Annotated in this window: 25 protein-coding genes and 3 pseudogenes; 18 read left to right on the top strand and 10 right to left on the bottom strand. The window is 66.9% G+C overall.

Annotated features, from left to right (window positions below; genetic code table 11):
• Positions 1-131: 131 nt before the first annotated feature.
• A complete protein-coding gene (locus AB0M56_RS47780; protein ID WP_364189497.1) occupies positions 132-1,529 on the bottom strand; it encodes a M1 family metallopeptidase in 1,398 nt (465 codons plus the stop codon).
• Between the two features lie 561 nt (positions 1,530-2,090).
• Between AB0M56_RS47780 and AB0M56_RS47775 the strand changes: the two genes are divergently transcribed.
• Positions 2,091-2,906: a Hint domain-containing protein gene (locus AB0M56_RS47775; protein WP_364189494.1), complete on the top strand. Its 816-nt coding sequence runs from the start codon at positions 2,091-2,093 to the stop codon at positions 2,904-2,906.
• Between the two features lie 12 nt (positions 2,907-2,918).
• Here AB0M56_RS47775 and AB0M56_RS47770 read toward each other — a convergent pair whose 3' ends face one another.
• Complete coding sequence (locus AB0M56_RS47770) at positions 2,919-3,206, bottom strand: hypothetical protein (RefSeq protein ID WP_364189491.1); 288 nt, start codon at positions 3,204-3,206, stop codon at positions 2,919-2,921.
• Between the two features lie 59 nt (positions 3,207-3,265).
• Positions 3,266-4,594 carry a carboxylesterase family protein gene (locus AB0M56_RS47765; RefSeq protein ID WP_364189503.1) on the bottom strand — a complete coding sequence of 443 codons (1,329 nt, stop codon included), beginning with the start codon at positions 4,592-4,594 and terminating at the stop codon, positions 3,266-3,268.
• Positions 4,595-4,703: 109 nt separating this feature from the next.
• Here AB0M56_RS47765 and AB0M56_RS47760 point away from each other — a divergent pair, with 109 nt between their 5' ends.
• A complete protein-coding gene (locus AB0M56_RS47760; protein ID WP_364189488.1) occupies positions 4,704-5,309 on the top strand; it encodes a TetR/AcrR family transcriptional regulator in 606 nt (201 codons plus the stop codon).
• Between the two features lie 131 nt (positions 5,310-5,440).
• Here AB0M56_RS47760 and AB0M56_RS47755 read toward each other — a convergent pair whose 3' ends face one another.
• Positions 5,441-5,623 (bottom strand): hypothetical protein, encoded by a 183-nt coding sequence (locus tag AB0M56_RS47755; RefSeq protein ID WP_364189486.1) that lies wholly within the window; start codon positions 5,621-5,623, stop codon positions 5,441-5,443.
• A gap of 533 nt (positions 5,624-6,156) precedes the next feature.
• On the opposite strand from AB0M56_RS47755, the gene AB0M56_RS47750 reads away from it, so the two are divergent.
• The 7 genes and pseudogenes from AB0M56_RS47750 (at position 6,157) to AB0M56_RS47720 (ending at position 9,511) form a co-directional block, all read left to right on the top strand.
• Entirely contained in the window at positions 6,157-6,615 is a 459-nt protein-coding gene (locus AB0M56_RS47750) for a hypothetical protein (RefSeq protein ID WP_364189483.1), read from the top strand.
• Positions 6,616-6,682: 67 nt separating this feature from the next.
• Positions 6,683-7,012 (top strand): hypothetical protein, encoded by a 330-nt coding sequence (locus AB0M56_RS47745; protein WP_364189480.1) that lies wholly within the window; start codon positions 6,683-6,685, stop codon positions 7,010-7,012.
• A gap of 164 nt (positions 7,013-7,176) precedes the next feature.
• A complete protein-coding gene (locus tag AB0M56_RS47740; protein ID WP_364189477.1) occupies positions 7,177-7,617 on the top strand; it encodes a hypothetical protein in 441 nt (146 codons plus the stop codon).
• Positions 7,618-7,971: 354 nt separating this feature from the next.
• On the top strand, positions 7,972-8,763 hold the full coding sequence (locus AB0M56_RS47735; RefSeq protein ID WP_364189474.1) for a hypothetical protein: 792 nt from the start codon (positions 7,972-7,974) through the stop codon (positions 8,761-8,763).
• A 109-nt stretch (positions 8,764-8,872) separates the two neighbouring features.
• Positions 8,873-9,037, top strand: a pseudogene (locus AB0M56_RS47730) (pentapeptide repeat-containing protein); the annotation flags it as partial.
• Between the two features lie 201 nt (positions 9,038-9,238).
• Positions 9,239-9,304 (top strand): annotated as a pseudogene (locus AB0M56_RS47725) (hypothetical protein); the annotation flags it as partial.
• Positions 9,293-9,511: a pentapeptide repeat-containing protein gene (locus AB0M56_RS47720; RefSeq protein ID WP_364189471.1), complete on the top strand. Its 219-nt coding sequence runs from the start codon at positions 9,293-9,295 to the stop codon at positions 9,509-9,511. The pseudogene AB0M56_RS47725 and the gene AB0M56_RS47720, both read left to right, overlap by 12 nt.
• Positions 9,512-9,679: 168 nt before the next feature.
• Here AB0M56_RS47720 and AB0M56_RS47715 read toward each other — a convergent pair.
• Positions 9,680-9,793: pseudogene (locus AB0M56_RS47715) on the bottom strand (IS5/IS1182 family transposase); the annotation flags it as partial.
• 480 nt (positions 9,794-10,273) lie between these two features.
• On the bottom strand, positions 10,274-10,765 hold the full coding sequence (locus tag AB0M56_RS47710) for an Rrf2 family transcriptional regulator (protein WP_364189468.1): 492 nt from the start codon (positions 10,763-10,765) through the stop codon (positions 10,274-10,276).
• Between the two features lie 104 nt (positions 10,766-10,869).
• Here AB0M56_RS47710 and AB0M56_RS47705 point away from each other — a divergent pair, with 104 nt between their 5' ends.
• Positions 10,870-11,601, top strand: coding sequence for an NAD(P)H-binding protein (locus tag AB0M56_RS47705; protein ID WP_364189465.1), 732 nt, complete (start codon positions 10,870-10,872; stop codon positions 11,599-11,601).
• Between the two features lie 1,464 nt (positions 11,602-13,065).
• Here AB0M56_RS47705 and AB0M56_RS47700 read toward each other — a convergent pair.
• Positions 13,066-13,554: a recombinase family protein gene (locus tag AB0M56_RS47700; RefSeq protein WP_364189462.1), complete on the bottom strand. Its 489-nt coding sequence runs from the start codon at positions 13,552-13,554 to the stop codon at positions 13,066-13,068.
• A 440-nt stretch (positions 13,555-13,994) separates the two neighbouring features.
• Between AB0M56_RS47700 and AB0M56_RS47695 the strand changes: the two genes are divergently transcribed.
• Together AB0M56_RS47695 and AB0M56_RS47690 are read left to right on the top strand one after the other, a co-directional pair.
• On the top strand, positions 13,995-14,267 hold the full coding sequence (locus tag AB0M56_RS47695; protein ID WP_364189459.1) for an IclR family transcriptional regulator C-terminal domain-containing protein: 273 nt from the start codon (positions 13,995-13,997) through the stop codon (positions 14,265-14,267).
• Positions 14,268-14,394: 127 nt separating this feature from the next.
• Positions 14,395-14,586, top strand: coding sequence for a hypothetical protein (locus AB0M56_RS47690; protein ID WP_364189456.1), 192 nt, complete (start codon positions 14,395-14,397; stop codon positions 14,584-14,586).
• A gap of 52 nt (positions 14,587-14,638) precedes the next feature.
• Here AB0M56_RS47690 and AB0M56_RS47685 read toward each other — a convergent pair whose 3' ends face one another.
• Complete coding sequence (locus AB0M56_RS47685) at positions 14,639-15,064, bottom strand: MarR family transcriptional regulator (protein ID WP_364189453.1); 426 nt, start codon at positions 15,062-15,064, stop codon at positions 14,639-14,641.
• 161 nt (positions 15,065-15,225) lie between these two features.
• A complete protein-coding gene (locus tag AB0M56_RS47680) occupies positions 15,226-16,203 on the bottom strand; it encodes an aldo/keto reductase (protein WP_364189450.1) in 978 nt (325 codons plus the stop codon).
• 271 nt (positions 16,204-16,474) lie between these two features.
• Between AB0M56_RS47680 and AB0M56_RS47675 the strand changes: the two genes are divergently transcribed.
• Together AB0M56_RS47675 and AB0M56_RS47670 are read left to right on the top strand one after the other, a co-directional pair.
• Positions 16,475-17,368, top strand: a complete 894-nt coding sequence (locus AB0M56_RS47675) for an MBL fold metallo-hydrolase (RefSeq protein ID WP_364189446.1) — start codon at positions 16,475-16,477, stop codon at positions 17,366-17,368.
• 71 nt (positions 17,369-17,439) lie between these two features.
• Positions 17,440-17,769 (top strand): hypothetical protein, encoded by a 330-nt coding sequence (locus AB0M56_RS47670; RefSeq protein WP_364189443.1) that lies wholly within the window; start codon positions 17,440-17,442, stop codon positions 17,767-17,769.
• Between the two features lie 61 nt (positions 17,770-17,830).
• Here the strand turns inward: AB0M56_RS47670 and AB0M56_RS47665 are convergent, their stop codons facing one another.
• Positions 17,831-18,094, bottom strand: coding sequence for a MerR family transcriptional regulator (locus tag AB0M56_RS47665; protein WP_364189440.1), 264 nt, complete (start codon positions 18,092-18,094; stop codon positions 17,831-17,833).
• 175 nt (positions 18,095-18,269) lie between these two features.
• Here AB0M56_RS47665 and AB0M56_RS47660 point away from each other — a divergent pair, with 175 nt between their 5' ends.
• From AB0M56_RS47660 to AB0M56_RS47645, 4 genes are all read left to right on the top strand, one after another.
• The gene (locus AB0M56_RS47660) at positions 18,270-18,560 is read left to right on the top strand and encodes a hypothetical protein (RefSeq protein ID WP_364189437.1); all 291 of its coding nucleotides are present in this window, start codon (positions 18,270-18,272) and stop codon (positions 18,558-18,560) included.
• Between the two features lie 299 nt (positions 18,561-18,859).
• Entirely contained in the window at positions 18,860-19,291 is a 432-nt protein-coding gene (locus tag AB0M56_RS47655; protein ID WP_364189434.1) for an Hsp20/alpha crystallin family protein, read from the top strand.
• A 126-nt stretch (positions 19,292-19,417) separates the two neighbouring features.
• Positions 19,418-19,810 (top strand): hypothetical protein, encoded by a 393-nt coding sequence (locus AB0M56_RS47650; RefSeq protein WP_364189431.1) that lies wholly within the window; start codon positions 19,418-19,420, stop codon positions 19,808-19,810.
• Positions 19,807-20,139, top strand: coding sequence for a J domain-containing protein (locus AB0M56_RS47645; RefSeq protein ID WP_364189428.1), 333 nt, complete (start codon positions 19,807-19,809; stop codon positions 20,137-20,139). The genes AB0M56_RS47650 and AB0M56_RS47645 overlap by 4 nt, the downstream gene beginning before the upstream one ends.
• The last annotated feature ends 119 nt before the right edge of the window (positions 20,140-20,258 follow it).

The following is a 20,258-nucleotide window of genomic DNA, read 5'->3' as shown; positions in this document are numbered from 1 at the left end:
TGCACTGGTCCCGATGGCGACGAACCAGCCAAGCCCGAGCACGAGCCAGCCACTACCGCCGACACGGCCATCACGATCTGTCGTTGCAGTATTAGGAGAGCGTGACGCGGTCGGTGCAGTCCATGACGTGGTCAGAGTGCCGGCTTGCCCGCTTGGTAGAGCCAGGCGTGGAAGAACGAGTCGAGGTTGCGGTGGGTCAGTCGCTCGACGAACTGGATGAATTGCCGCGTCGAGACGTTGCCGTATCGGTGAGCGGTCGGCCACTGCGTGAGCACTTCGAAGAAGGCGCGGTCGCCGATCTTCATGCGCAGCGCCTGCAGTGCCATCGCGCCGCGGTTGTAGACCAGGTCGTCGAAGATGTGATCACGTCCGGGGTCGGCGACTTCGCCGCTCCAGTCCTTCTCGTCGGCGTAGGCCTTCGCGAAGGTCTGTTGCACGGGGACGTTGTTGAATTTCTCCTGGTAGAGCCACTCGGAGTAGGTCGCGAAGCCTTCGTTGAGCCAGATGTCGGACCAGTGCACGGGAGTGAGGCTGTCGCCGAACCACTGGTGGCCGAGTTCGTGGGCGAGCAGGTCGCCGTCGACATCGCTGGTGCTCTGGTCGTAGACCGGCCGGCTCTGCGTCTCGAGGGCGTAGTCGACGCCGACGTCGGCGAGGATCCCGCCGGTGGAGTCGAACGGGTACCGCCCGTACATCGAGGATTCCCATTGGATGACCTGCGCCGTGGTCTGGTTGAACACCTTGCCCTGACCGGGCTTGGTGTCGATCGACTTGCCGATCGCGGTGATGTTCGGCAGGCCGCCGGCCGCCACGCCGCGGGTGACGTCGTAGTTGCCGATCGCGAGCATGCTCAGCTCGCTGGCCATCGGCCGGTTCATGGTCCAGCGGAAGGTGGTCTGGTGATCGTGCGTGGTTGTGGGCCCGGGTTCGCCGTTGGCCAGCACCGTGAGTCCGGTGGGGACGGTGATGGTCTGGGTGTAGGTCGCTTTGTCGTCGGTGGTGTCGTTCACCGGGTAGTAGGTCGCCGCACCGATCGGCTGGTTGAGCGAGACCGCGCCGTCCTTGGTGGCGACCCAGCCGGAGACGCCCAGCGCGGGGTCGTCGATCTTCTGCGGGACGCCGGCGTAGCTCACCGAGACGACGAACGAGCTACCCTTCCGTAGACCGTGCGGCGGGGTGATCGCCAACTCCTGGGCACCGCTGCGGCTGTACGTGGTGTTTCGGCCGTCCACCGAGAGTCTGCTGATCTTCAGCGGTCCCTGGAAGTCCAGGTCGAAGCGGGAGAGATCCTGTGTGGCCGTGGCGAGGATCGTCGTGGTCGCGTTGATTGCTTTGGTTTCGGGGTTGAACGCCAGCCGGATGTCGTAGTGACTGACGTCGTAGCCGCCGTTGCCCATGTCGGGGAAATACGGATCCCCGGCGCCTGGAGCACCAGGCGAGTACAGCGGTTCTCGTGCCGGCGCCGCATCCGCTGCCGGGCTCGTCGCGGCCAGCAGACCGGCGGCCAGTGCGCCGGAGATGATCAACAAGTGGCCACGGCTACGGTTGGCGCCTCGCATTGGTTTGGTCCTCCTCGGCAGTCGTCGACGCTGAAGAGTAGGACCGATCCGACACGCGGATCAAGTCTGTTGCGGGCGGCTTCGAACGTTCGGTTCGGGCGGCTCCCGGGCCGGTCGTGCTGCTGAGGTTTCCGGGGCAATCGCTTGAGGACCTTCCGTCGGAGGTCGCGCGCAACATCCGATGGAAGAGCACGCCCGTCCGACCACCGTTGGTGAAGGGTCACCACCGCGAAACCCCAGCAGCAATGTGTGGATCGAACGCAACAGCGGCAAGAAGTACTAGGCAGACTTCATCGTCCTTGGCAAGGACGGTGTCCACTGGGTCGTCGAAGGCCAGTCGGACCGGAGGAAGCGCTCGACACCGATGGGCTCGAGGACCAGCGCGCAGCCGAAGAGTGGGCCCCGGTTCGTCCGCGACAAAGTCAAGTTCGGGACCTGGCGATACACGTTCGTCACTGAGACCCATCTCAAGTCAGCCACGAGCCGGGAAGAACTGTTGGTCCGTACCAAAGCCATCCTCCAACTTCAAACTTGTCGGGCGGGGCCCTGCCCGGAGCGACTCGCGGAGCCCACCAACGAAGGCAAGCGAACGCTGCGGCAGCTGCGATCACAACTGCCGCAGCCGCTGCGAACCAAGCCGAGTACGAGGAGGCGAAGAAGGCCGCCGCGGACAAACGCAGCTGGGTCGACGTCGCCATCCAGGTCGGCGGCGACATCCTGCAGGAGATCTTCGGTGTGAAGGGCATCGTCGACAACTGCATCAAGGACTTCTACCTCGCCGCCTGCGGCTGGGAGGTACTGACCGCGCTGCCCTGGGGCAAGATCCTCAAGGGCGGGAAAATCGTCACGGCGTTCAAGGACACGCTCTCGTGGATCCGGCGCCGGGACAAAGCGATGGCCGATCTGCGAGCGGTTGAAGCTGCAGAGCGGCGACTGTCGAGCATCCGTGGCTGCAACAGCTTCTCAGCCGGGACCCTTGTTCTCACGGGAGACGGCACCAAAGAGCCGATCGAGGACGTCAAGGTCGGCGACAAGGTCCGCAACGCCGAACCTGACAACCGGAACACCGAGATCCACACGGTCACAGCTCTGCACATCACCGACAACGACCGCGACTTTGTCGATGTCACCATCGCGACCCCGAGCGGCCCAGAGAAGATCACCTCCACGGCGCACCACCTGTGGAGGGACGTCACCACTCACACCTCAACCGATGCCACCGATCTCAAGCCTGGTGACCTGCTCGACACACCCGGTAACGGCAACGTCGCCATCAAGTCTCTCAACCGGTACACCGGCAGCCTCCGCACCTACAACCTGACCATCGGCACTACCCACACGTACTAAGTCTTGCGGGCGTCACGCCGGTACTGGTTCATAATTCCGGAGGTACGTGTGACGCAGGGCACCGAGGTTTCGGGTGGTGGCGGGTTGCGGGGGCACGTTGAGCTGCCGCGCCTGGGCCGGCACAGCCATCAACTGCTGCTCCAACTCGACTTCCTGCTCGAGCGGCTCGGCCGACTCGCTGCGCAGTTGTGCGGTGAGCTCGACCAGCTTTTCGCGTTCCTCGTCGCGCAGTCGGGTCGCGGACACCACCCGAGCCGACATCGTGCTCATGGACGTGCGCATGCCCGAGATGGATGGCATCGGGCAACCCGACTGCTGACCGAACGCGCGCCCAAGGTGCGCGTTCTGACTGTGAATCCTCAGCGGCGCCAGTGGCGGACGACGGCAGAGTCTGCCGTGAATCGTGGCCAGGGCGGCTCGGTGGCGGGGGTGCCGGTGCGGATGAAGCCGAGCCAGGCGGCGCGCAGGTGTCGGCCCAGTGTCTCGATGTCGTTCGGGTCCGCGCCGGCGAGCATCGGCGCGGTGGCCCAGTCGGCGTCGGTGCCGAACAGGAAGGGCAGCTCGATGCAATGGGCGGCCCCGAAGGGGGAAGCAGGCGCGGCGTAGTCAAATCGGTAGGCCCAGACGCGTGCCCCGCTGTCGTTGAGGCGGGCAGCCAGACGACGGGTGGGGCGGTTGAACACGGCGTCGCTCGCGAGACGTTCCCAGGTGTTGACGATCATTGGTCCCACGGCGGGGACTCGGCGCAGGCTGCGCAGCGCCGGATTCAAGGTGTAGAAGGCGCTCATCTCGCGTGCGGTGGTGCCGACGATGACGTCCAGCGTGGGCGCGCGGTTGACGAGGCAGGTGGTCCAGTTCGCCTCGTCCGGGAGTGGTCCGACTCCGGCGACGGGGCTGAACGGGGATGCGATCTTCAGCCCGAACCTGCCGGCAGCTGCGCGCGCGACCTCACTCTGGGCATCGAGGATGTCAGGCACCGAAGCGGCTCGCGGGTCCTCGCCGAGCCGGGTGAGGAACCGTTGGGCGGCACGCTGGGCGGTGCGGGCACTAGTGAGGTCGAAACGCGGCGAACTTTGGAGGATAGCCCGGCGAAACAGGTTCTCGGCGGCGGGCATGCCCAGTAGAGACTGCACGGTGTGGCCACCTGCGGACTGGCCCGCCACCGTCACCGCGTCCGGGTCACCGCCGAACGCGGCGATGTTCTCGCGCACCCACCTCAGCGCAGCAAGCTGGTCGGCAAGGCCCAGGTTGCCCTCGGAAATCCCCGGGGCACGCAGATAACCGAGCACGCCCAGCCGGTAGCTGACCGAGACGACGACCACGTCACCTTCCCGGGCCAGCCGATGGCCGCCGTACCACTTCCACGAGCCGGCGCCCGAGATCCAGGCGCCACCGTGGAACCACACCAGCACCGGCCGAGCATGATCGTCGGCCCCAGGGGTGGTGATGGTCAGGTTCAGGCAGTCCTCACCCTGTTCATGGTGCTCCGGGGCACCCATGACGGGCTCCAGCCGGGACGGCCTCTGCGGGGCGATCGGACCGTCGACCGTGGCGTCCCGCTCCCCGCTCCAGGCGGGCACCGTGCGGGGCGGGCCGAACCGCTCGCAGGTGGCATAGCGCACACCCCGGAAAACGGTCAGGCCGTCCTCGACCCGCCCGCGCAGCACGCCATCGGCCGTCTTCGCCATGGTGAGCACAGAAACCTCCTCGGATCAGCCCAACGCAAGTCAACTTGCGTTAATTCCAGTGAAGCGCCCTTCCGGCCAGAACGCAACTAGACTTGCGATGATGAGAGGTATGGCACCACTCCGCCCGGCCCCCTCGCACCGTCGCGGCGCCGCCGTACGCCAAGCCGTCCTCGAAGCCACCACCGAACTCCTGGCCGCCGAGGGCCTGCCAGGTGCTCGCGTCGCCGACATCGCCGCCCGCGCGGGAGTCCACGAGACCTCCGTCTACCGCCGGTGGGGCACCCGCAACGCCCTGATCCTCGAGGCCCTCTCCGATCGTCTGGACGCTGAGCTGCCCCGTCCGGACACCGGCTCCACCCGCGAGGACCTGACGACCTTCTTCACCGACCTGGCAGCCTTTCTCGCCACGCCTACCGGCCGGGCGCTGGCCCGGATCACCCTCGTCCAACCGGACGACACACGGTTCGAGGAACTGCTCGAGCAGTTCTGGACTGCCCGCCTCGACCGCGTCGGCGCAGTCATCCAACGCGGCATCGACCGGGGCGAACTCCCCCGCGAAACCGACGCGGAACTCCTGCTGGAGGCCCTGACTGGCTCGCTTCACCTGCGCATCCTGGAACGCAAACTGCCGGCTGACCTCGACTACGTCCGCCGGCTCGTGGACCTCCTCCTGGCCGGAGTCCGCTCCACTGCACCGCCTGCCGAACGCGCGTAGTTTCGTGGACTCCCCTGGGCGCGCCGGCGTCGTCAACCGAGTGCACCGCCGGCGCCGTGCGCGGCCGGGTGCGCCACACCGTCCAACTCCGAGATCCACTCGGATGCGGCCTGCTCGTTGCCCTGACGTGGTTACGTCCTCCAGCGCCGCACATCGCTCTCCTCGGCGCGGACGAGATACTCCTGTTCGCCGGCGAAGGAGGCCAGCAGCCGCGAGAGGGCGAACGTCGCGGTCCAGACGTGGCCGGTCTCGCCGTCCGGCTGACGGTTGTGGGCGAAGTCCTTGGCGATCGCCAAGTTCTTCGTCCACGACATCCCCAAGCGCTGCTCTCCGGTGGCACCCCGTACAGCCGTTGCCGTCGCCACGGCCGCCGCGCGCGCCGCCCACTGGGATCTCCTGATCGCCAGGCGAAGTAGCCGGCGTGCTCGACCATCTGCCGCCACGCATCGGCACTGGCGAGCGGATCACGCCGCGGTCTGAACCGCCACACCGCGGGAAGCACCGCGGCCATGTCGTCCGTGGTCAGCTCTCCCGCCTGGAAACTCGCGTACAGCGTCTGGGCGTCCCCGACGTAGACGCCGTCGAGGAACATCTCGGGCCGGCGGGCGGCGAAAGAGCTCGGCGAAGGCAGCGCGCGGGAAGGTCGTGCCATCGATCATCTCCTCACCGGGGCGTCCGCCTCGAGTACACCGCCGAGGCCGGTAGCGAGTACTTCGCCGCGCCGCCGACACCTGGTTGATCCACTCGAACGTCGGCAACGCGCGGCCGATGCCCCGTCGGCGGTAGAAAACGTCGTACCCGCGTGTGATCGTTTGGTGACCGCCGCTTGCCCTGGAGGACACCGCTGATGCCCGCAGCCCGACCGACTCCGGAGCAGGAGGCCGCGGTCGACGCGTTTCGCCGCGGCGATCACCTGGCGCTGCAGGCCGGCGCCGGCACGGGAAAGACGACGACGCTGACCATGCTCGGCGCGGCCGCCACCCGCAGGCGGGGTCGGTATCTGGCGTTCAACAAGGCGATCGCGGCCGAGGCCCGGCGAAAGTTCGAAGTTGGTGTCACTGACCGATTAATGGCACACGGTGTTCATCAGGGCGGATCTTTTCGAACTGGCCGCCGGCACGGTGGTGCGATGGCACCCGATCCCGGCGACCCGGCCAAGGGCCACACTGGGAGGCCTCGCATGCGCGTCTTCGTTCGTTCGGTCACCCGGTCTGGGCCGCTGTCGCGCTGGTCGGTGGTGGCATCATCATCACCGGCGGCGTGGCGGAGCCGCGACCTGCCCGCGGTCGTACCTGCCACTGCCTGACCCGGTCTGCACCCCGGGCGTCTACTACTCGTCTGTCACCCAGTCCACCAGCCACAGCACCATCTGCGTGTCCGGCTGGACTGCCACCGTCCGACCCTCCACGTCCTACACGAACGCGCTCAAGGTCCAGGGCATCGCCGACTACGGCTACAGCGACACCAACCTGGCCGACTACGAAGAGGACCACATGGTCCCGCTCGAGCTCGGCGGCTCGCCCAAGGACCCGGGCAACCTCTGGCCCGAGCCCTACTCCGGCACCCAGACCGCCCACACCAAGGACGGCACCGAGACCAAGCTGAAGAACGCCGTCTGCGCCGGCACCATCACCCTCTCCGCCGCCCGCTCGGCGATCAAGAACAACTGGACCACCGCCCTGCAGGTCACCGGCATCGGCTGACCCATCCAGCACCGCAGCAGCAGTCCCTGGCTACCAGCCCCGGCGCAAACGTTTCGCGGCCGCCGCGACGCCGACGCCTCGAATCCGAGGTGTGCTGCGGACGGCGACGGCGTTGGTTGGGGAAGGGCAGGCAACCGGGCGCCGGGTTCGCGCGTGGCAAGAGCATGACGACCAAGGCGCAACACGAGACGGACCACGGCTGGTTGGACTTCATGCCGTGGTCCGTCCGGCGCCGTGACCTTCGCGAACCCGGCGCGAAGCTGCCGTTGCCGGACCCGCCCGCGTGGCAGCGGGGCGGCGCGATCGTGGCCGACCTCGCCATCCACCTGACCATCGCGATCGTCGTCACGATGAACCTCAACTTGCCCGTTCTGCCCACGCTGATCGGGACGTACACCGTGGTGTCGTTCGTCCACCGGGTCCTGCTTCAGCGGTGGTGGGGTGCCACGACCGGCCGGGCGCTGTTCGTCCTGCGCTACCTCATCACAACCACGGGGGCGAAACCGAGCTTCGGTGTGCTCCTCAAAGCGTGGCTCGTCCTGGGGTACTTCGCCCTCTTCGGCGGCCTGGGGTACCTGGCCGAGGTGGCCGGGTACGTTGGCTAGGCCCCCGGACATGGTGATCCGTCGAGGGCCACCCGGCTGTAGTCGCGGCGTTTCGACGTGATCGCAGCTTTCACCGGCCACCCGGTTGCCCGCAGGACCAGCCGCCGCGGCGAGCCGGGAGAGGCATGCCGCGTCTTCCCGTAAGCGGCGGCGCCCCGACGCCGCCGAGCACGAGCTCCGCCGACGGGCCTTCTCCCCCGGCCTGGCGGCGGACACCAACCCCCCGGCAGGGCCCGCTCGCGTACAGCTGCGGTTGACGGCTGCGCCGCTGGTCAGCGGGATCCACTATGGACATGTGCCCGTGCCGGAACCGCCGCTGCGGCTCGCTATCGTCGAGCCGGCCCCGGCGCTCCCATGGGCTGGTACGAGTACTCGCCGAAGCTGGATGGGTGGCGGTGCGTGGTCCACGTGCCCGGCGGGGTGCTGCAATCCCGGACCGGCAGCGACCTAACCGGCCGGCTCCCCGGAGTCCTCGCGTCGGCGGCCGCGCTCGGCCGGGTGGTGCTCGCGAACGCCCGCAACGACCGCGAGTTGCGCATCCTCTGCTGGGCGGCGCACCAGGGTGGTTTCGGTCCGTGGGGGCAGGCCTCCCGCGCCGTCACGCACCTGACCGAGGTCGAACTGGCCCGGTTCACCGAGGAGTACAACGAGCTGGCGCAGCGCTACTACCTGCGCCGATCCGCGCCAACCCCGGGGACCCGGGAGCTCGCGATGCGGTTCTACGCCTTCCCGACCGAGTCCGAACTCGCGCTTCCAACAACCGGCCGGCTGACGGCCGTGATCACAGAAAGCAGAGCGGGCGCGGTGACCGCCCGGCGGGGTCCCGGTGGCCGACTACGACGACATGACCGTGACGTCGGCGCCCGTGCGACGTCCCATGTTCACCGACGTGACGAAGCTCGATGTGCTGGCGACGAAGATCCCGGGCGGGCAGCCGTCTGGCGATGCAACGCACAGCCACCCGCGCGCGACATTGTCCGATGTGACCGAAGATCAGTCGTTCCCGGCACCATCGGCGCCGGCACCAGTAAATCGAAGCTGCCGCTGAGCCCTCTGGCACTGTTCTGGACCATCGCGGGTGTCGTTCTTTGGCGGAGACAGCACGACGGAGGCGACCCTGCTGCACCAACAACAGGTGGCCGCTGAAACCCAACGCCACACGGAGGCGACCCTGGCGCATCAGCAGCAGGTCGCTGCCGAAACCAAACTTCACCAGGAACGTCTCGCCGATGACGCGCGCGTCGATGCCATAGCCCGACGAATCACCGACCTCTACACCAAAGCAGTCGAACAGCTCGGTTCAGAGAAGGCGCCAGTACGTCTGGGCGGGCTCTACGCGCTCGAACGACTGGGCCAGGACAACGCAGACCAGCGTGCAACAATTTTTAACGTACTTTGCGCCTACCTTCGTATGCCATTTCCTGTTCCCGTGGATGATTCTGGGCAGCCCTGCGAGGACGATGGACTTTATCACCAGGAAAAGCAGGTTAGATTGACGGCGCAACGGATTATTGCCAAGCATCGCACCCTTAAATTCAAGCCACGAGAGCCAGACGAGTTCTATTGACGTGGAGTCGACATCGATCTCACGGGCGCAGACTTGTGAGGAGTTCACTGGTCTCGTATCGACCTCACCGGTGCTCGGCTGGATCGAGCGAACCTCGATGGAGCACGTGTGACCAGTTCAAATCTGAGCCGGACTCACTTCAACGGGGCAAGTTGCGTAGGGGCCAACTTGACACGAAACGACTTCTCGATCGCAACTTTACTTGAAGTGGACCTACGCCGGGCAGATCTTATCGGGTCCAAGTTTGACAAGACTTCCAAAGGGGGGAGCAAATTTTACGCACGCGATTATGAATGGTGTGGATCTTCGGGGAGTAAGGACAATTAGACGCCTTGGACTCGAGCCCGATTTCACTAAGGTGAGAGGAAATCCCTCCCTGCCAGAAGGTGTCATGACGCCGGTTGTCAACCCGGACGACTTTGAAGAATCCCTGACGAGGGCGTCTAAGGGATGTCTCGTAACTGCTCTTGTGGTTGGTGGGACTGGTGTTGCGGATCAGTCTGCGAGGAGGATGTTGTGCAGGTGCGCGATGCCGGAGACCGTGTCGTTCAAGGTGCTGGCTGCGCGGCGGTAGTCGCGCAGGATCTTCCAGCACTTCATCCGCGCCAGCACCCGACGTTGGGGCAGGTGCCGCCGTACATCTCCGCCGACCGCTCGTCACGGCCACCCGCTGACCACTACGCCCCATCGTGGCGGCCAGCGTCTTCCCACCTCTGCCGAAACCGATCACGACAAGATCGAAGTGCACGGTGTCCACGTTCGGCATGACTCTCCTCCGAGCTGTCGCGGTCCAGGTCAGGGACCGGCAGAATGTACGTACATTTAATGTAGGACGAGGTCCGCGTGTTTGGTCTTGAGTGTGTTGGGCGTGACAGTTCGGACCCTGGGGAACGCCGGCGGTCGCTGGCGGAGCCGGCATGCGGGAGTCCGGCATCGAACCGGTCGTCGGACATGTCGTCGCCGACCCTTGTGTTCAACCCGGGTCTCGTGGCCCTGATGGTGTAACCGCTCTGCTGCGTGCGGCGTGGGCTGGGTCGGTCACCGGCTGGCTAGGCCAGCAGGCGGGGTCAGCCGGTGAGTCCGGCAGTCTTACGCCTGTGTCTGACGAAGCCAGGTGCTGATGCCGGCCAGAGCGCCCGGGTTGGTGGAGCCGACGTCGCGGGCCAGGTCCGCGATGGACACCGAGCGGAGCGCATCGCGCCACGCCTGTTCGGCGCCGGCCATGGCGCGAGCGATCGCGCAGGGTGCTGTGCAGGCCTCGGGCGGGGTGGCCAGCGGGCCGCGCTGGCGGATCTCCGTGCAGACGAAGGCCGGTGACGGCCCGTCGACGGCCTCGACGACGTCGAGCACGGTGATCGCCCCGGGGGAGCGAGCGAGGATGTAACCACCCGCCTTGCCCTGGACGGAGCGGATCAGCCCGGCGCCGGAGAGGGCCTGGAGCTGCTTGGCGAGGTAACTCGGCGAGACGTCGTGCAGCTGGGCGAGCCGCGCGGCGGGAGCTGGTTCGTCCACCGAGGTCAGCACGACACAGCAGTGCAGTGCCCACTCGACTCCGCCCGACATCTTCACCTCGTCAGTCAATCACACCGTACGACTTGACTCGGATACATGGTGTCCGTGTACTTTCTCGGATACAAAGTGTCCGAGATTGTGGGCATTGGCATTCAGAAGGGTGGGAACAGGTCGTGAAGTTCGCAGTCATCGGCGGGACCGGGCTGATCGGGTCGCAAGTGGTGGAGGACCTGAAGGCGGCAGGGCACGACGCCGTGCCGCACTCGAGGTCCACCGGGGTCGACATCATCACCGGACAGGGCGTGGCGGAGTCGCTGGCCGGCGCCGACGTGGTCGTCAACCTGACCAACTCCCCGACCTTCGACGAGGCCTCGCTCGCGTTCTTCCAAACCTCGATGGACAACCTCTTGGCCGCGGCCGAGAAGGCCGGCATCGGGCACTTCGTCATCCTGTCGATCGTCGGCGTCGATCAGGTTCCGAGGCTTGACTACTATCGTGCCAAGACGCTGCAGGAGGACCTCCTCAAGGCGGGTCCGGTTCCGTACTCCATCGTCCGGGCTACCCAGTTCATGGAGTTCATCGACTCGGTCCTGTCCTGGACCGCCGACGAAGACACCGTCCGCCTGCCCGCAACACTGCTGCAGCCCGTCGCAGCGGCTGACGTTGCCGCCACCGTCGCCCAGGTCGCAGCCGGCGCGCCCCTGAACGGAACCCTCGACCTCGGTGGCCCCGACACCTACCCGCTGAACGAGTTGGGTCGCATCACCCTTGCCGCCAAGGGCGACCGCCGCACGGTCACGGTCGACAACAACGCCGGCATATTCAGCGCCGTAACGGGCGACGTCCTCACCACCAAGGACGGGGCCCGCATCGCTCCCACCCGCTACGCGGACTGGCTGAAGTAGCCCAGCGGCGAGGTGGGGGCGGTGCCGCTGGCGAGATGGCGGCCGTGTTCGAGGTAGGCGCCTCGGTGATCGCGACGCTGGAGTGGCCGAGCGTCGCGGGAGATTTGGCCGGCCGGGAAAGCCGTGGGCTTCGGCGACGACGGCGTAGAGGTGCCGGGCGAAGTGGGTATGCACGGTATCGGCGATCGCGCGCAGAGCCGTGGCCAGCGGGCGGGGCGATCGGGAATCACTTGCGGTCGGCCTCCAGCTGCACCTTCTCGCTGGCGCCGGTTTCGCCGTCACCGAAAAGAACCTCAAGCTCCAGGGTTGGGAGGTGTGGCACCACGACAAGATCGCAGTACCAGAGACTTTCCCGCACCTCGGGCAGAGGGGTCGCCGACCGTCGTAACGGAGCAAATTCGCGCGGATATGGCTGGTTAGGACGCGATCACCAGTCGGTAGCGGACCACTCCGGCCATACCTCCGGTAAGCCCCATCCGGGACAGCGGTCCTGGATGGGCTTACCCGGTCGGAGGACACAGTCTGTGGTGTCGTGCGCTAGAGCCCGACCGCCTAAGTCCGTCGCGTACTGCGATTCCCACCGCACTAGCTGTGGGGCATGTGACCTTCGGCTTCAGATGAGGCAGTCGGCCGAAAGGGCGTCAATAAGCTCGTGGGCCTCTCTTGCGGCAGGGGTGCCGTTGTCGTTACCGCTGGCCAGCCAAAGCTGAATCTGGAACTTCATTTTTCCCGGATCCCGAGAAATAGTGCAGGCAGGGAAGCCGAGCGCCGATCAACCGTTCTCTATCTCCCTTTTTAAGGTAATTCGATTTCGCCAATAGATCTAGGTGCAATCATGGCGTGTGACCTGCGTCATGACAAGAAACCATTTCTTATGGTGCATATCAAGAGATAGTTCGCGAATTTTGTGCAGACATGTCGAGTAACACCGGGTAACGGAGCCGTGCCACACGGCCGACCTCAACCGGTACGCGCGACCTGCGGGTCGCCGCCGTAACACCCGCGCCCGCGCGACCAGTGAAGAAGGTGTTTCATGGTGGCGCCGGAGACGCGGCGGTTCCTCGCTCCTCGTACATTCGCCAGGCCGGCTGCACCTGGCGGGAGTCGACCTTCGACTCCTGCCCGCCCATGCGGCCGCGCCTCGAGTAGCAGTCAGGCCGTCCATGGGGACCTGTCGGGATACGAGCGAAACGGGCAATTAGCTTCCAAAACCGCTGGTCGGGGCGGATGTGCTTCGAGGTTCTCGGGCAGCATGGTGATCAGTCGAGGTAGCAAAACACGTGATGCGCGACGCCCGCGAGGCCGGGGACAGCTGGGTCGAAGATCGGTAACGCGCTGGGGCATGACCAACCGGCGGTCGACCCCCGCCAGCAGGTCCTGTTGTGCAGGCCTCGGATCGTCCTGCTCAAGGGGGTCCCCGTTGTACCCGCGGAAAATCGGGCGGATATGCCTGGCCGGCAGTGATCAGTTGTTGGTGGCGCGGTGGTCGGCGAGGACGTTGTGGACGGTGCCGACGGACAGCTGGGTGGCGCGGGCGATGGTGCGGATGGACTCGCCATCGGCGTGACGGGCGAGAATGACACGACGTTTCTCGGCGTCGACGACGCGGGGCCGGCCGCCGACCCGGCCGCGTGCCCGCGCGGCGTCCAAGCCGTTGCGGGTTTTGCGGACGATGTCGCGTCGGCGGTCCTCGGCCAACGCCAGCGCCATGTCCAGGATGAGGTTGCGTTCGGTGTGCTCGCCGGCGGCGATGCCCTCGAGGATCTTGACCGCGATACCGCGGGAGAACAGGTCGTTGAGCACGATCAAGCCCTCCAGCAGGTTGCGGCCGAGGCGATCGGCCTCCTGCACGGTGAGCATGTCCCCGGGGCGCATGTAGTCGAGCGCGGCCTGCAGCCCCGGCCTCTCGTCGATCTTCAGCTTCCCGGAACGCCTCTCCTCGAACACCCGCACACAGATCGACCGAGCGCGTCGTGCTGCCGCGCGGTCTCCTGATCCTTCGTGCTGACCCGGACAAGCCCGACCAGCGCCACGTGACCCTCCCCCACGTTCGGAAAACGCGTTCAAAATCCGAGTCTCACCGTGCCGGTAAATGAACGAGTTGATGAACACGACACGCTGGCGCGACGCGGCTCGAGTCGGGTTGTTCAGACCGGTCCGGCAACCGACCGTTTTCTGAACGCACCGATATCACCGGATATCGGTAGTGGTGGCTCGGCGCCCTTCACCGACCCCCCGTCGAGACCGCCTCACTTGCCGGCTGCCGCCCTCAGCGGCCGGAGAGCTGTCGTCATCGAACGCTTGGAGCGGGAGCCGAATACACCGGTGCCTGGTCACGTCGGCTGGTCGTTCTCCCTGCACAGCACCAGCCTCGGCCAACCCCGCTCGCGTAATTGCCGGTAGAAACGGCGCACGAATGGGTCAGGTCGATGCCGTCGCCCAAGCTCACGGCTTCCACCCTGACCAGTGCCGACGGCCTGATGGTGGAACTGGGACGCATCCGTGATGAAGGCTGCGGGTACAACCGCGGAGAATCCCAACCGTCCGCACGAACCGTCGCTGCCCCCGTGTTCAACCACCTCCGTCACGTCGTAGCGGCGGCCTGGGCATCGCGCGCCATCGCGGGTGCTACGCCGACGCGGTCGCCCACTTCAAGGAGACCCTGACCGAGCCGTTGGGCGTCAACGAGCACATGGGGGATGCGCGTCAGCCGCCTGCCCGCCGGCGCGGACGATCTCGAGCGCTGGGGACCATGGCCAAACGCCTGGTACCAGCAGCGCCGGCGGCGCCCCAGTGACCCCCCAAGAGGACCACCCGGTGACCGGCGGCATGACCCGGCTGCACCCACACCTGGAGCTGAGGGGACTGCAGGCGCGCCAATACGCGCTGATGTCCCCGCACATCGTGCCGCCGGCCAAGAAGATCCCGCCGATCACCGAACGCGAATTGGTGCTGTGGAACGCTGGTGCACCGGCTCGTCGGTGAGTGCAGGTTCGCGACCGGTGCAGACGCCTCCGTGAGCGCCCGTTGGGGCGGGTCAGCGGACGAGGGCGCGGGTGAGGAGCTGCTGCAGGACGTCCTTCTCTTCGGCGGACAGGGGGGTCAGGGGGGAGCCCTCGGAGAGCAGGTCGAGGAGGCGTCCGCGGAGTTCGGTGCCTTTGGGGGTCAGGACGAGCTGCTTGGCGCGGCGGTCGTCGGGGTGGGGATGGCGTTCGAGGTAGCCCTGCTCTTCGAGGCGATCAGCGACGAAGGTGACGTTGGAGGGCTCGCAGCTCATCCGTTCGGCGAGTTCGCGCAGGGTCAGCGGGCGGGTCAGCTCGGCAAGCGCGGTGCCTTGTGAGGCGGTCAGGCCGAGGGTGGCCGCCCGGACCCGAACGTGGGCTTCGATGTTATTGGCCAGACCGTTGACCAGCCCGCACAGCAGGCGGTCGGCTTGGACTCGGGTCTCGCGCTTGGTAGCCACGACACAAGTTTACTACCACTTGCATGATTGCAAGTAAAACTGTTCCAGTTGTAACTTTATACATATCCGCCCGGCAGCACCCGTGACCACGAGCAGTGGCGCCTGCTCGGCCTTCTGCTCGTGGTCACGGGTACCGCCGCTCCGGATAGCCGGGGCTGGGGTCAACGCTCCAGCAGGCGCAGGGCGGCTTCGTCGTGGGTTTCGCCGACGGCTGGGGGAAGGTTGTCGAGCTTCTCGATTTGTTCCGCGGTCAATTCGATGGCGTCGGCGGCGGTGTTCTCCTCAACGCGTGCCACGCGTTTGGTGCCGGGGATGGGTGCGACGTTATCGCCCCGGCTCAGCAGCCAGGCCAGTGCGATTTGTGCCGGGGTGACACTCGCTTCGGCGGCAATGGCTTGGACCTCGTCTGCGATACGCAGGTTGCGCTGGAAGTTCTCGCCGGTGAAGCGCGGGTTGTTCTTGCGCAGGTCGGTGTCGTCGAAGTGGCCGGTCGAGCGGATCTGCCCGGTGAGGAAGCCGCGTCCCAGGGGTGAGTAGGGAACGAAGCCGATGTTGAGCTCGCGCAGCAGCGGCAGCACCCGTTCCTCTGGGTGCCGGGCCCATAGGGAGTACTCCGACTGGACGGCAGCGATGGGGTGCACGGCGTGGGCGCGGCGGATCGTCTCCAGTCCGGCCTCGGACAGTCCGATGTGGCGGATCTTGCCCGCGGAGACCAGTTCGCCCAGCGTCCCGACGGTGTCCTCGATGGGGGTGTTCGGGTCGACGCGGTGCTGGTAGTACAGGTCGATGTAGTCGGTGCCCAGCCGCTTGAGCGAGCCCTCGACGGCGGTGCGGATGTTGGTCGGGCTGCTGTCGAGTTCTCCTGCTCCGCCGCGCGCATGCGAGATCATGCCGAACTTCGTCGCCACCACGGCCTGGTCCCGGCGGCCCTGGAGCGCTGTGCCCAGGAGCTCCTCATTGATGTACGGGCCGTAGACCTCAGCGGTGTCGAGGAAAGTGACGCCCAGGTCCAGGGCCCGATGGATGGCGCGGATCGACTCGGCGTCGTCCGTGCCGGCCCCCGTGTAGGCGTAAGACATCGATAACACGCCCAGACCGATACGGGAGACGTCCAAGTCCCCGAGCTTGATGTGCTTCATCGCAGTTCTCCGTTTCTGGCATTTGTCGGACTTACTGGGAGTGTCGAGCAACAGCGGCCGGCCCTGGGGGGCGACGACGGGATAGCCCTTCCCGCGCCGCAGGAGGGACTGCGCACCCCAAGGACGCGACCGACCCAGCCTTTGGGCCAGGCAGTTGACCAGCCCATACAGCTTTGACCATAACTCAGATTATTGCAACTAGTACTGTTCTAGTTGTAACTTTATCTCGTACCGCCGGCTGGCGGCACCTTTCCGAGCACGAGGCAGGACCATGGCCACGACGACCGAGTTCGACCGCGCACGGCTGACCAGCGCACCGCGCGTTCGTTCGCTCCAACTGGGCGAACTGAAGATCACCTATGTCCCGGATGGGCTGTGCCTGTGCAAACCGCGCGGCTGGCTGACCGGCACCACCGACGCGGACTGGGCGGCCAACCGCGATCACCTCGACGACGGCGGCTTCCTGCCCGCAGCCATCGGCGGGCTGCTGGTCGAGCAGGGTGACCGGGCGCTGCTCATCGACACTGGGTTCGGCCCCGAGTCCTACCCCGACGACCCGGCCAACCCGGCGATTGGAAGCATCCACGGCGGTGCGCTGCTGGACGGGCTGCGGCGGCTGGGCCGCGAGCCGAGCGAGATCGAGGCGGTCGCCATCAGCCACCTGCACCTCGACCACTTGGGCTGGGCCTGGAGCGCCGAGCCCGGCACCGATGCGCCGCCGTTCGCGCACGCCACCCACTTCATCGCGGCCCCCGAGTGGGACCGGCGCGACCTGGCCGCCGAGGCCGGGGCGACCGAGGAACGTCTGGCCGCCTTCGCGCCCCGCGTCCGCACGGTCGAGGACGGCGAGGAGATCTTCCCCGGCGTGCGGGCATCGTTCTCGGTCGGACACACCTTCGGTCACGCCACGTACACCATCACCGGCGGCGGTCAGCGGCTCATCGCGTTCGGCGACGCAATGCACGCGCCGATCCAGGTCACCCACCCCGAATGGGGCTGCACGCTCGACCACGACCCCGCCGAAGCCACCGAGCAGCGTCGCCGCCTGGTCGACGAGCTGAGCCGCCCCGACACCATCGGCTACGGCAACCACTTCGGGGACGTGGTCTTCGGACGCGCCGAACGCCGACCCGATGGCCGGTTCACCTGGGTCCCCGTCGCCTGACCGTCCGCTCACCGGTGGCACGATGGCCCGCCGGACACGGCGGGCCATCGTCGTTTCAGTAGCGCGGGAATGTGCCAGCGTCCGACTTGCTGCAGCCCGCGCTCTCCACCCCGCCTCGCATCCACGACGACGTACAGAAGCTGCTGTACTACGAGGACGTCCTCCAGCGCCGCCGCGACTACCTCCTCGCCGCCGCCGAGGACGCCGCCCGGCGAGCCCGCGAGGCGAAGCCGCCTGTCGACGACCGGCTCGTCGCCGGCGGGGCCTTCGCCGTGATTCGCCTGATCGTCAGCTACCTCACGTGGGGATCCCGGTGTTCGTCATCGGCATCGTGCTGCTTGATCATGGGCGCGATCAACCTGGTCGACGGGGTGCAGAAGACCTTAGGGAAGGACCGGTAATCCGGTTCGGCCGACCAACTGAAGCCTGGTGCGCGCGGTCGGCGGTCCGAAAATGTCGTACCTATAGCTGGCCTTGCAGGCCGATGATGCGGGCGGCGGCGGTGAGGGTGTGGCCTTCGTCGAGTTGTCCGCGCAGCCAGACCACGAGGGTGAGCTGGCGGCGGGAGTAGCGGCGATGGCCGCCGTCCGAGCGCTGTGGGCGCACCAGGTCCGCCGCGTCCAGGCTACGCAGGAACGCTTCCTGCACACTCAGCATCTTCGGGGCCTGCCCGGTGGTGAAGGACGGGTAGTCCGGGTCGTCGAGGTTGCCCAGATCAGCCCCCAAACCTCCGTGACGAGTCGTCACGCAGGCCCGCCACTCCAGATTATCTATAGCTCGCACTTGACACAACTTGCAGTGCGAGCTATAGAAATGGATGGGCGGTACATGACCTGGTGTCGAACACGACGATGTTGCCGGGGAGTGATCGATGATGCCGGACACTACCCACCGCGAGGCCGTGACCAGCGGGTTCGCCGATCTGGTTTGCGCCGATCCGGCCTGGCTGCGCGCAGAGTTCGACGCGATCATGACCGCCAGTTTCGACGTTCTTCCTCCGTATCCAGCGAGGTCCCGGCCTGGATCCACAGGTCCGCAGCGATCCGGCCGCCCGACCCGCACCGTCACCACCGGCGGCCCGCTGGTCGGCGTGGTGCCGGCCACACGAGGTGGGCATCGACAGCGTTCCCCTCCGCTGATCGGCGCGCTCATGTGGTCAGCGAACGCGATGGTGACCTCGAAAGGCAGGTGATGCCTGCATACCTGGAGCCCGCCCGGCTGTAGTTCTCTCACCCGGCGGGGATGCCTGCTTCGACAGACGGCCGAGAGACCTGGCAGTGGTCCCGGCCCGGCGTCTCGTGGCGCACCCCTCGCGACACCCCGGCCCGGGGTTACGGCAGCCGGGACGGGCCCCAGGTAATCGAAGTCGAAGTATCGATCGCACACCCAGCAGTCTCGACACGTGGTTTCCAACCGAACAGGTTGACGAGCCGCCTGCGGTCCCAGCGCGCCGGTGGCGGCGTACAGGGAAGGAGCAAAGGAGGGATGGTCATGTTGATGCGGACCGACCCGTTCCGGGAGCTGGACCGGCTGACCCAACAGTTCTTCGGCGCCAACGGCACCACGTCGCACCCGGCGGTGATGCCGATGGATGCCTACCGGTCCGGCAACGAGTATGTGGTGCAGTTCGACCTGCCCGGTGTCGCACCGGACGCCATCGACTTGGACGTGGAGCGCAACGTGCTCACCGTCAAAGCCGAACGCACGCCGGCCTACGACGAGGGCACCGAGGTCCAGGTGTCCGAGCGGCCACGCGGGGTGTTCTCCCGCCAGCTGTTCCTGGGTGACACCCTCGACGCGAACAGCATCGCAGCGCACTACGACGCGGGAGTGTTGACGCTGCGTATGCCGATCGCCGAACAGGCCAAGCCGCGCAAGATCGCCATCAGCGGCGAGAGCGAGTCCAAGCAGATCAACGTCTGAGCGCCCGGAACCCTGGCTCGGCCTTTTGGCCCCGCCCGCGCCGCATCGAACGCTGCCGGGCGGGGCCAGCGACTACCACGCCCACCCCGTGCCGGGTCGAGCACAGCATGAAGGAAAGCGGAAGCGATGGGTACCACCCAACGCCGACCGGTCACGATCGCCATCGCGCTGGCCACGACGGCCCGCGACCTTCGGCGCGCGGTCCGCGCGGCCGACCCGGCCAAGACGCCTGGCCTGGCACAGCTGTGTGACGCCGGCTGGCAGCTGACCCAGCTCACCGGCGAGCTGACCGATCTGGTGACCCTCCTGGCCGAACACACCGGCCACCACACCCAACGTCCCGAGCAGCTTCGCCGGGTCGACGGCGCGCCGGGCACCGCACATCTGGCCTCCGCATGCCGGGAACTGGCCACCCTGCGACGCGCCCTCGACACCGCCCACATCGCGGCGCGCGATTACTACACCAAGATCAGCCAGCTCAACCCAGCTGCGCCCGGTTCGCTCCGGTCCTCGCCATGAACCCCGCTCACCCCGCAGACCTGCCCGACCCCTACGCGGTGCTCGGCGTGGCTCCCGGCGCCAGCGCCACCGAGATCACCGCCGCCTACCGGCGCGCAGTCCGTGACTGCCACCCCGACGCACCGCACCCGGACCGCGAACGACTCGCCGCCGTGATCACCGCCTACCGCCACCTCCGCGACCACCTCACGAGGCAACCCACCAAACCTCACCGGCGCTCCACGCCGGGCCGCGACATCCACGTGCGCGTGCACCCCCACACCACTCCGCCAGAACCAGACGTGCGCGCCGGCCCCGTCCACCACCACCCTGACCGAAAAAGCTGGTGACCCGGCGAATCTGGCCGGCGCGGTGGAGTGCCGGGCCCGGTCAGCTCACCGATGGATCGTTAGACCTGACCGGCTTCCAGTAGCAGCGCCGAAAAAACAACGGTTGGTCGTGATGCTCC

It is taken from the genome of Amycolatopsis sp. NPDC051372 (assembly GCF_040682095.1).
Classification (GTDB): Bacteria; Actinomycetota; Actinomycetes; order Mycobacteriales; family Pseudonocardiaceae; genus Amycolatopsis.
This window is presented reverse-complemented; position numbering and strand designations above follow the sequence as displayed.

Excerpts from the sequence above, each read along its gene's own strand:
- AB0M56_RS47750 (WP_364189483.1), top strand. The coding sequence starts at position 6,157 with ATGCCCGCAGCCCGACCGACTCCGGAGCAGGAGGCCGCGGTCGACGCG.
- AB0M56_RS47650 (WP_364189431.1), top strand. The coding sequence starts at position 19,418 with ATGGGTACCACCCAACGCCGACCGGTCACGATCGCCATCGCGCTGGCC.
- AB0M56_RS47680 (WP_364189450.1), bottom strand. The coding sequence starts at position 16,203 with ATGAAGCACATCAAGCTCGGGGACTTGGACGTCTCCCGTATCGGTCTG.
- AB0M56_RS47740 (WP_364189477.1), top strand. The coding sequence starts at position 7,177 with ATGACGACCAAGGCGCAACACGAGACGGACCACGGCTGGTTGGACTTC.
- AB0M56_RS47645 (WP_364189428.1), top strand. The coding sequence starts at position 19,807 with ATGAACCCCGCTCACCCCGCAGACCTGCCCGACCCCTACGCGGTGCTC.
- AB0M56_RS47675 (WP_364189446.1), top strand. The coding sequence starts at position 16,475 with ATGGCCACGACGACCGAGTTCGACCGCGCACGGCTGACCAGCGCACCG.
- AB0M56_RS47735 (WP_364189474.1), top strand. The coding sequence starts at position 7,972 with ATGGGCTGGTACGAGTACTCGCCGAAGCTGGATGGGTGGCGGTGCGTG.
- AB0M56_RS47755 (WP_364189486.1), bottom strand. The coding sequence starts at position 5,623 with ATGTCGTGGACGAAGAACTTGGCGATCGCCAAGGACTTCGCCCACAAC.
- AB0M56_RS47655 (WP_364189434.1), top strand. The coding sequence starts at position 18,860 with ATGTTGATGCGGACCGACCCGTTCCGGGAGCTGGACCGGCTGACCCAA.
- AB0M56_RS47760 (WP_364189488.1), top strand. The coding sequence starts at position 4,704 with ATGGCACCACTCCGCCCGGCCCCCTCGCACCGTCGCGGCGCCGCCGTA.
- AB0M56_RS47765 (WP_364189503.1), bottom strand. The coding sequence starts at position 4,594 with ATGGCGAAGACGGCCGATGGCGTGCTGCGCGGGCGGGTCGAGGACGGC.
- AB0M56_RS47770 (WP_364189491.1), bottom strand. The coding sequence starts at position 3,206 with ATGCCATCCATCTCGGGCATGCGCACGTCCATGAGCACGATGTCGGCT.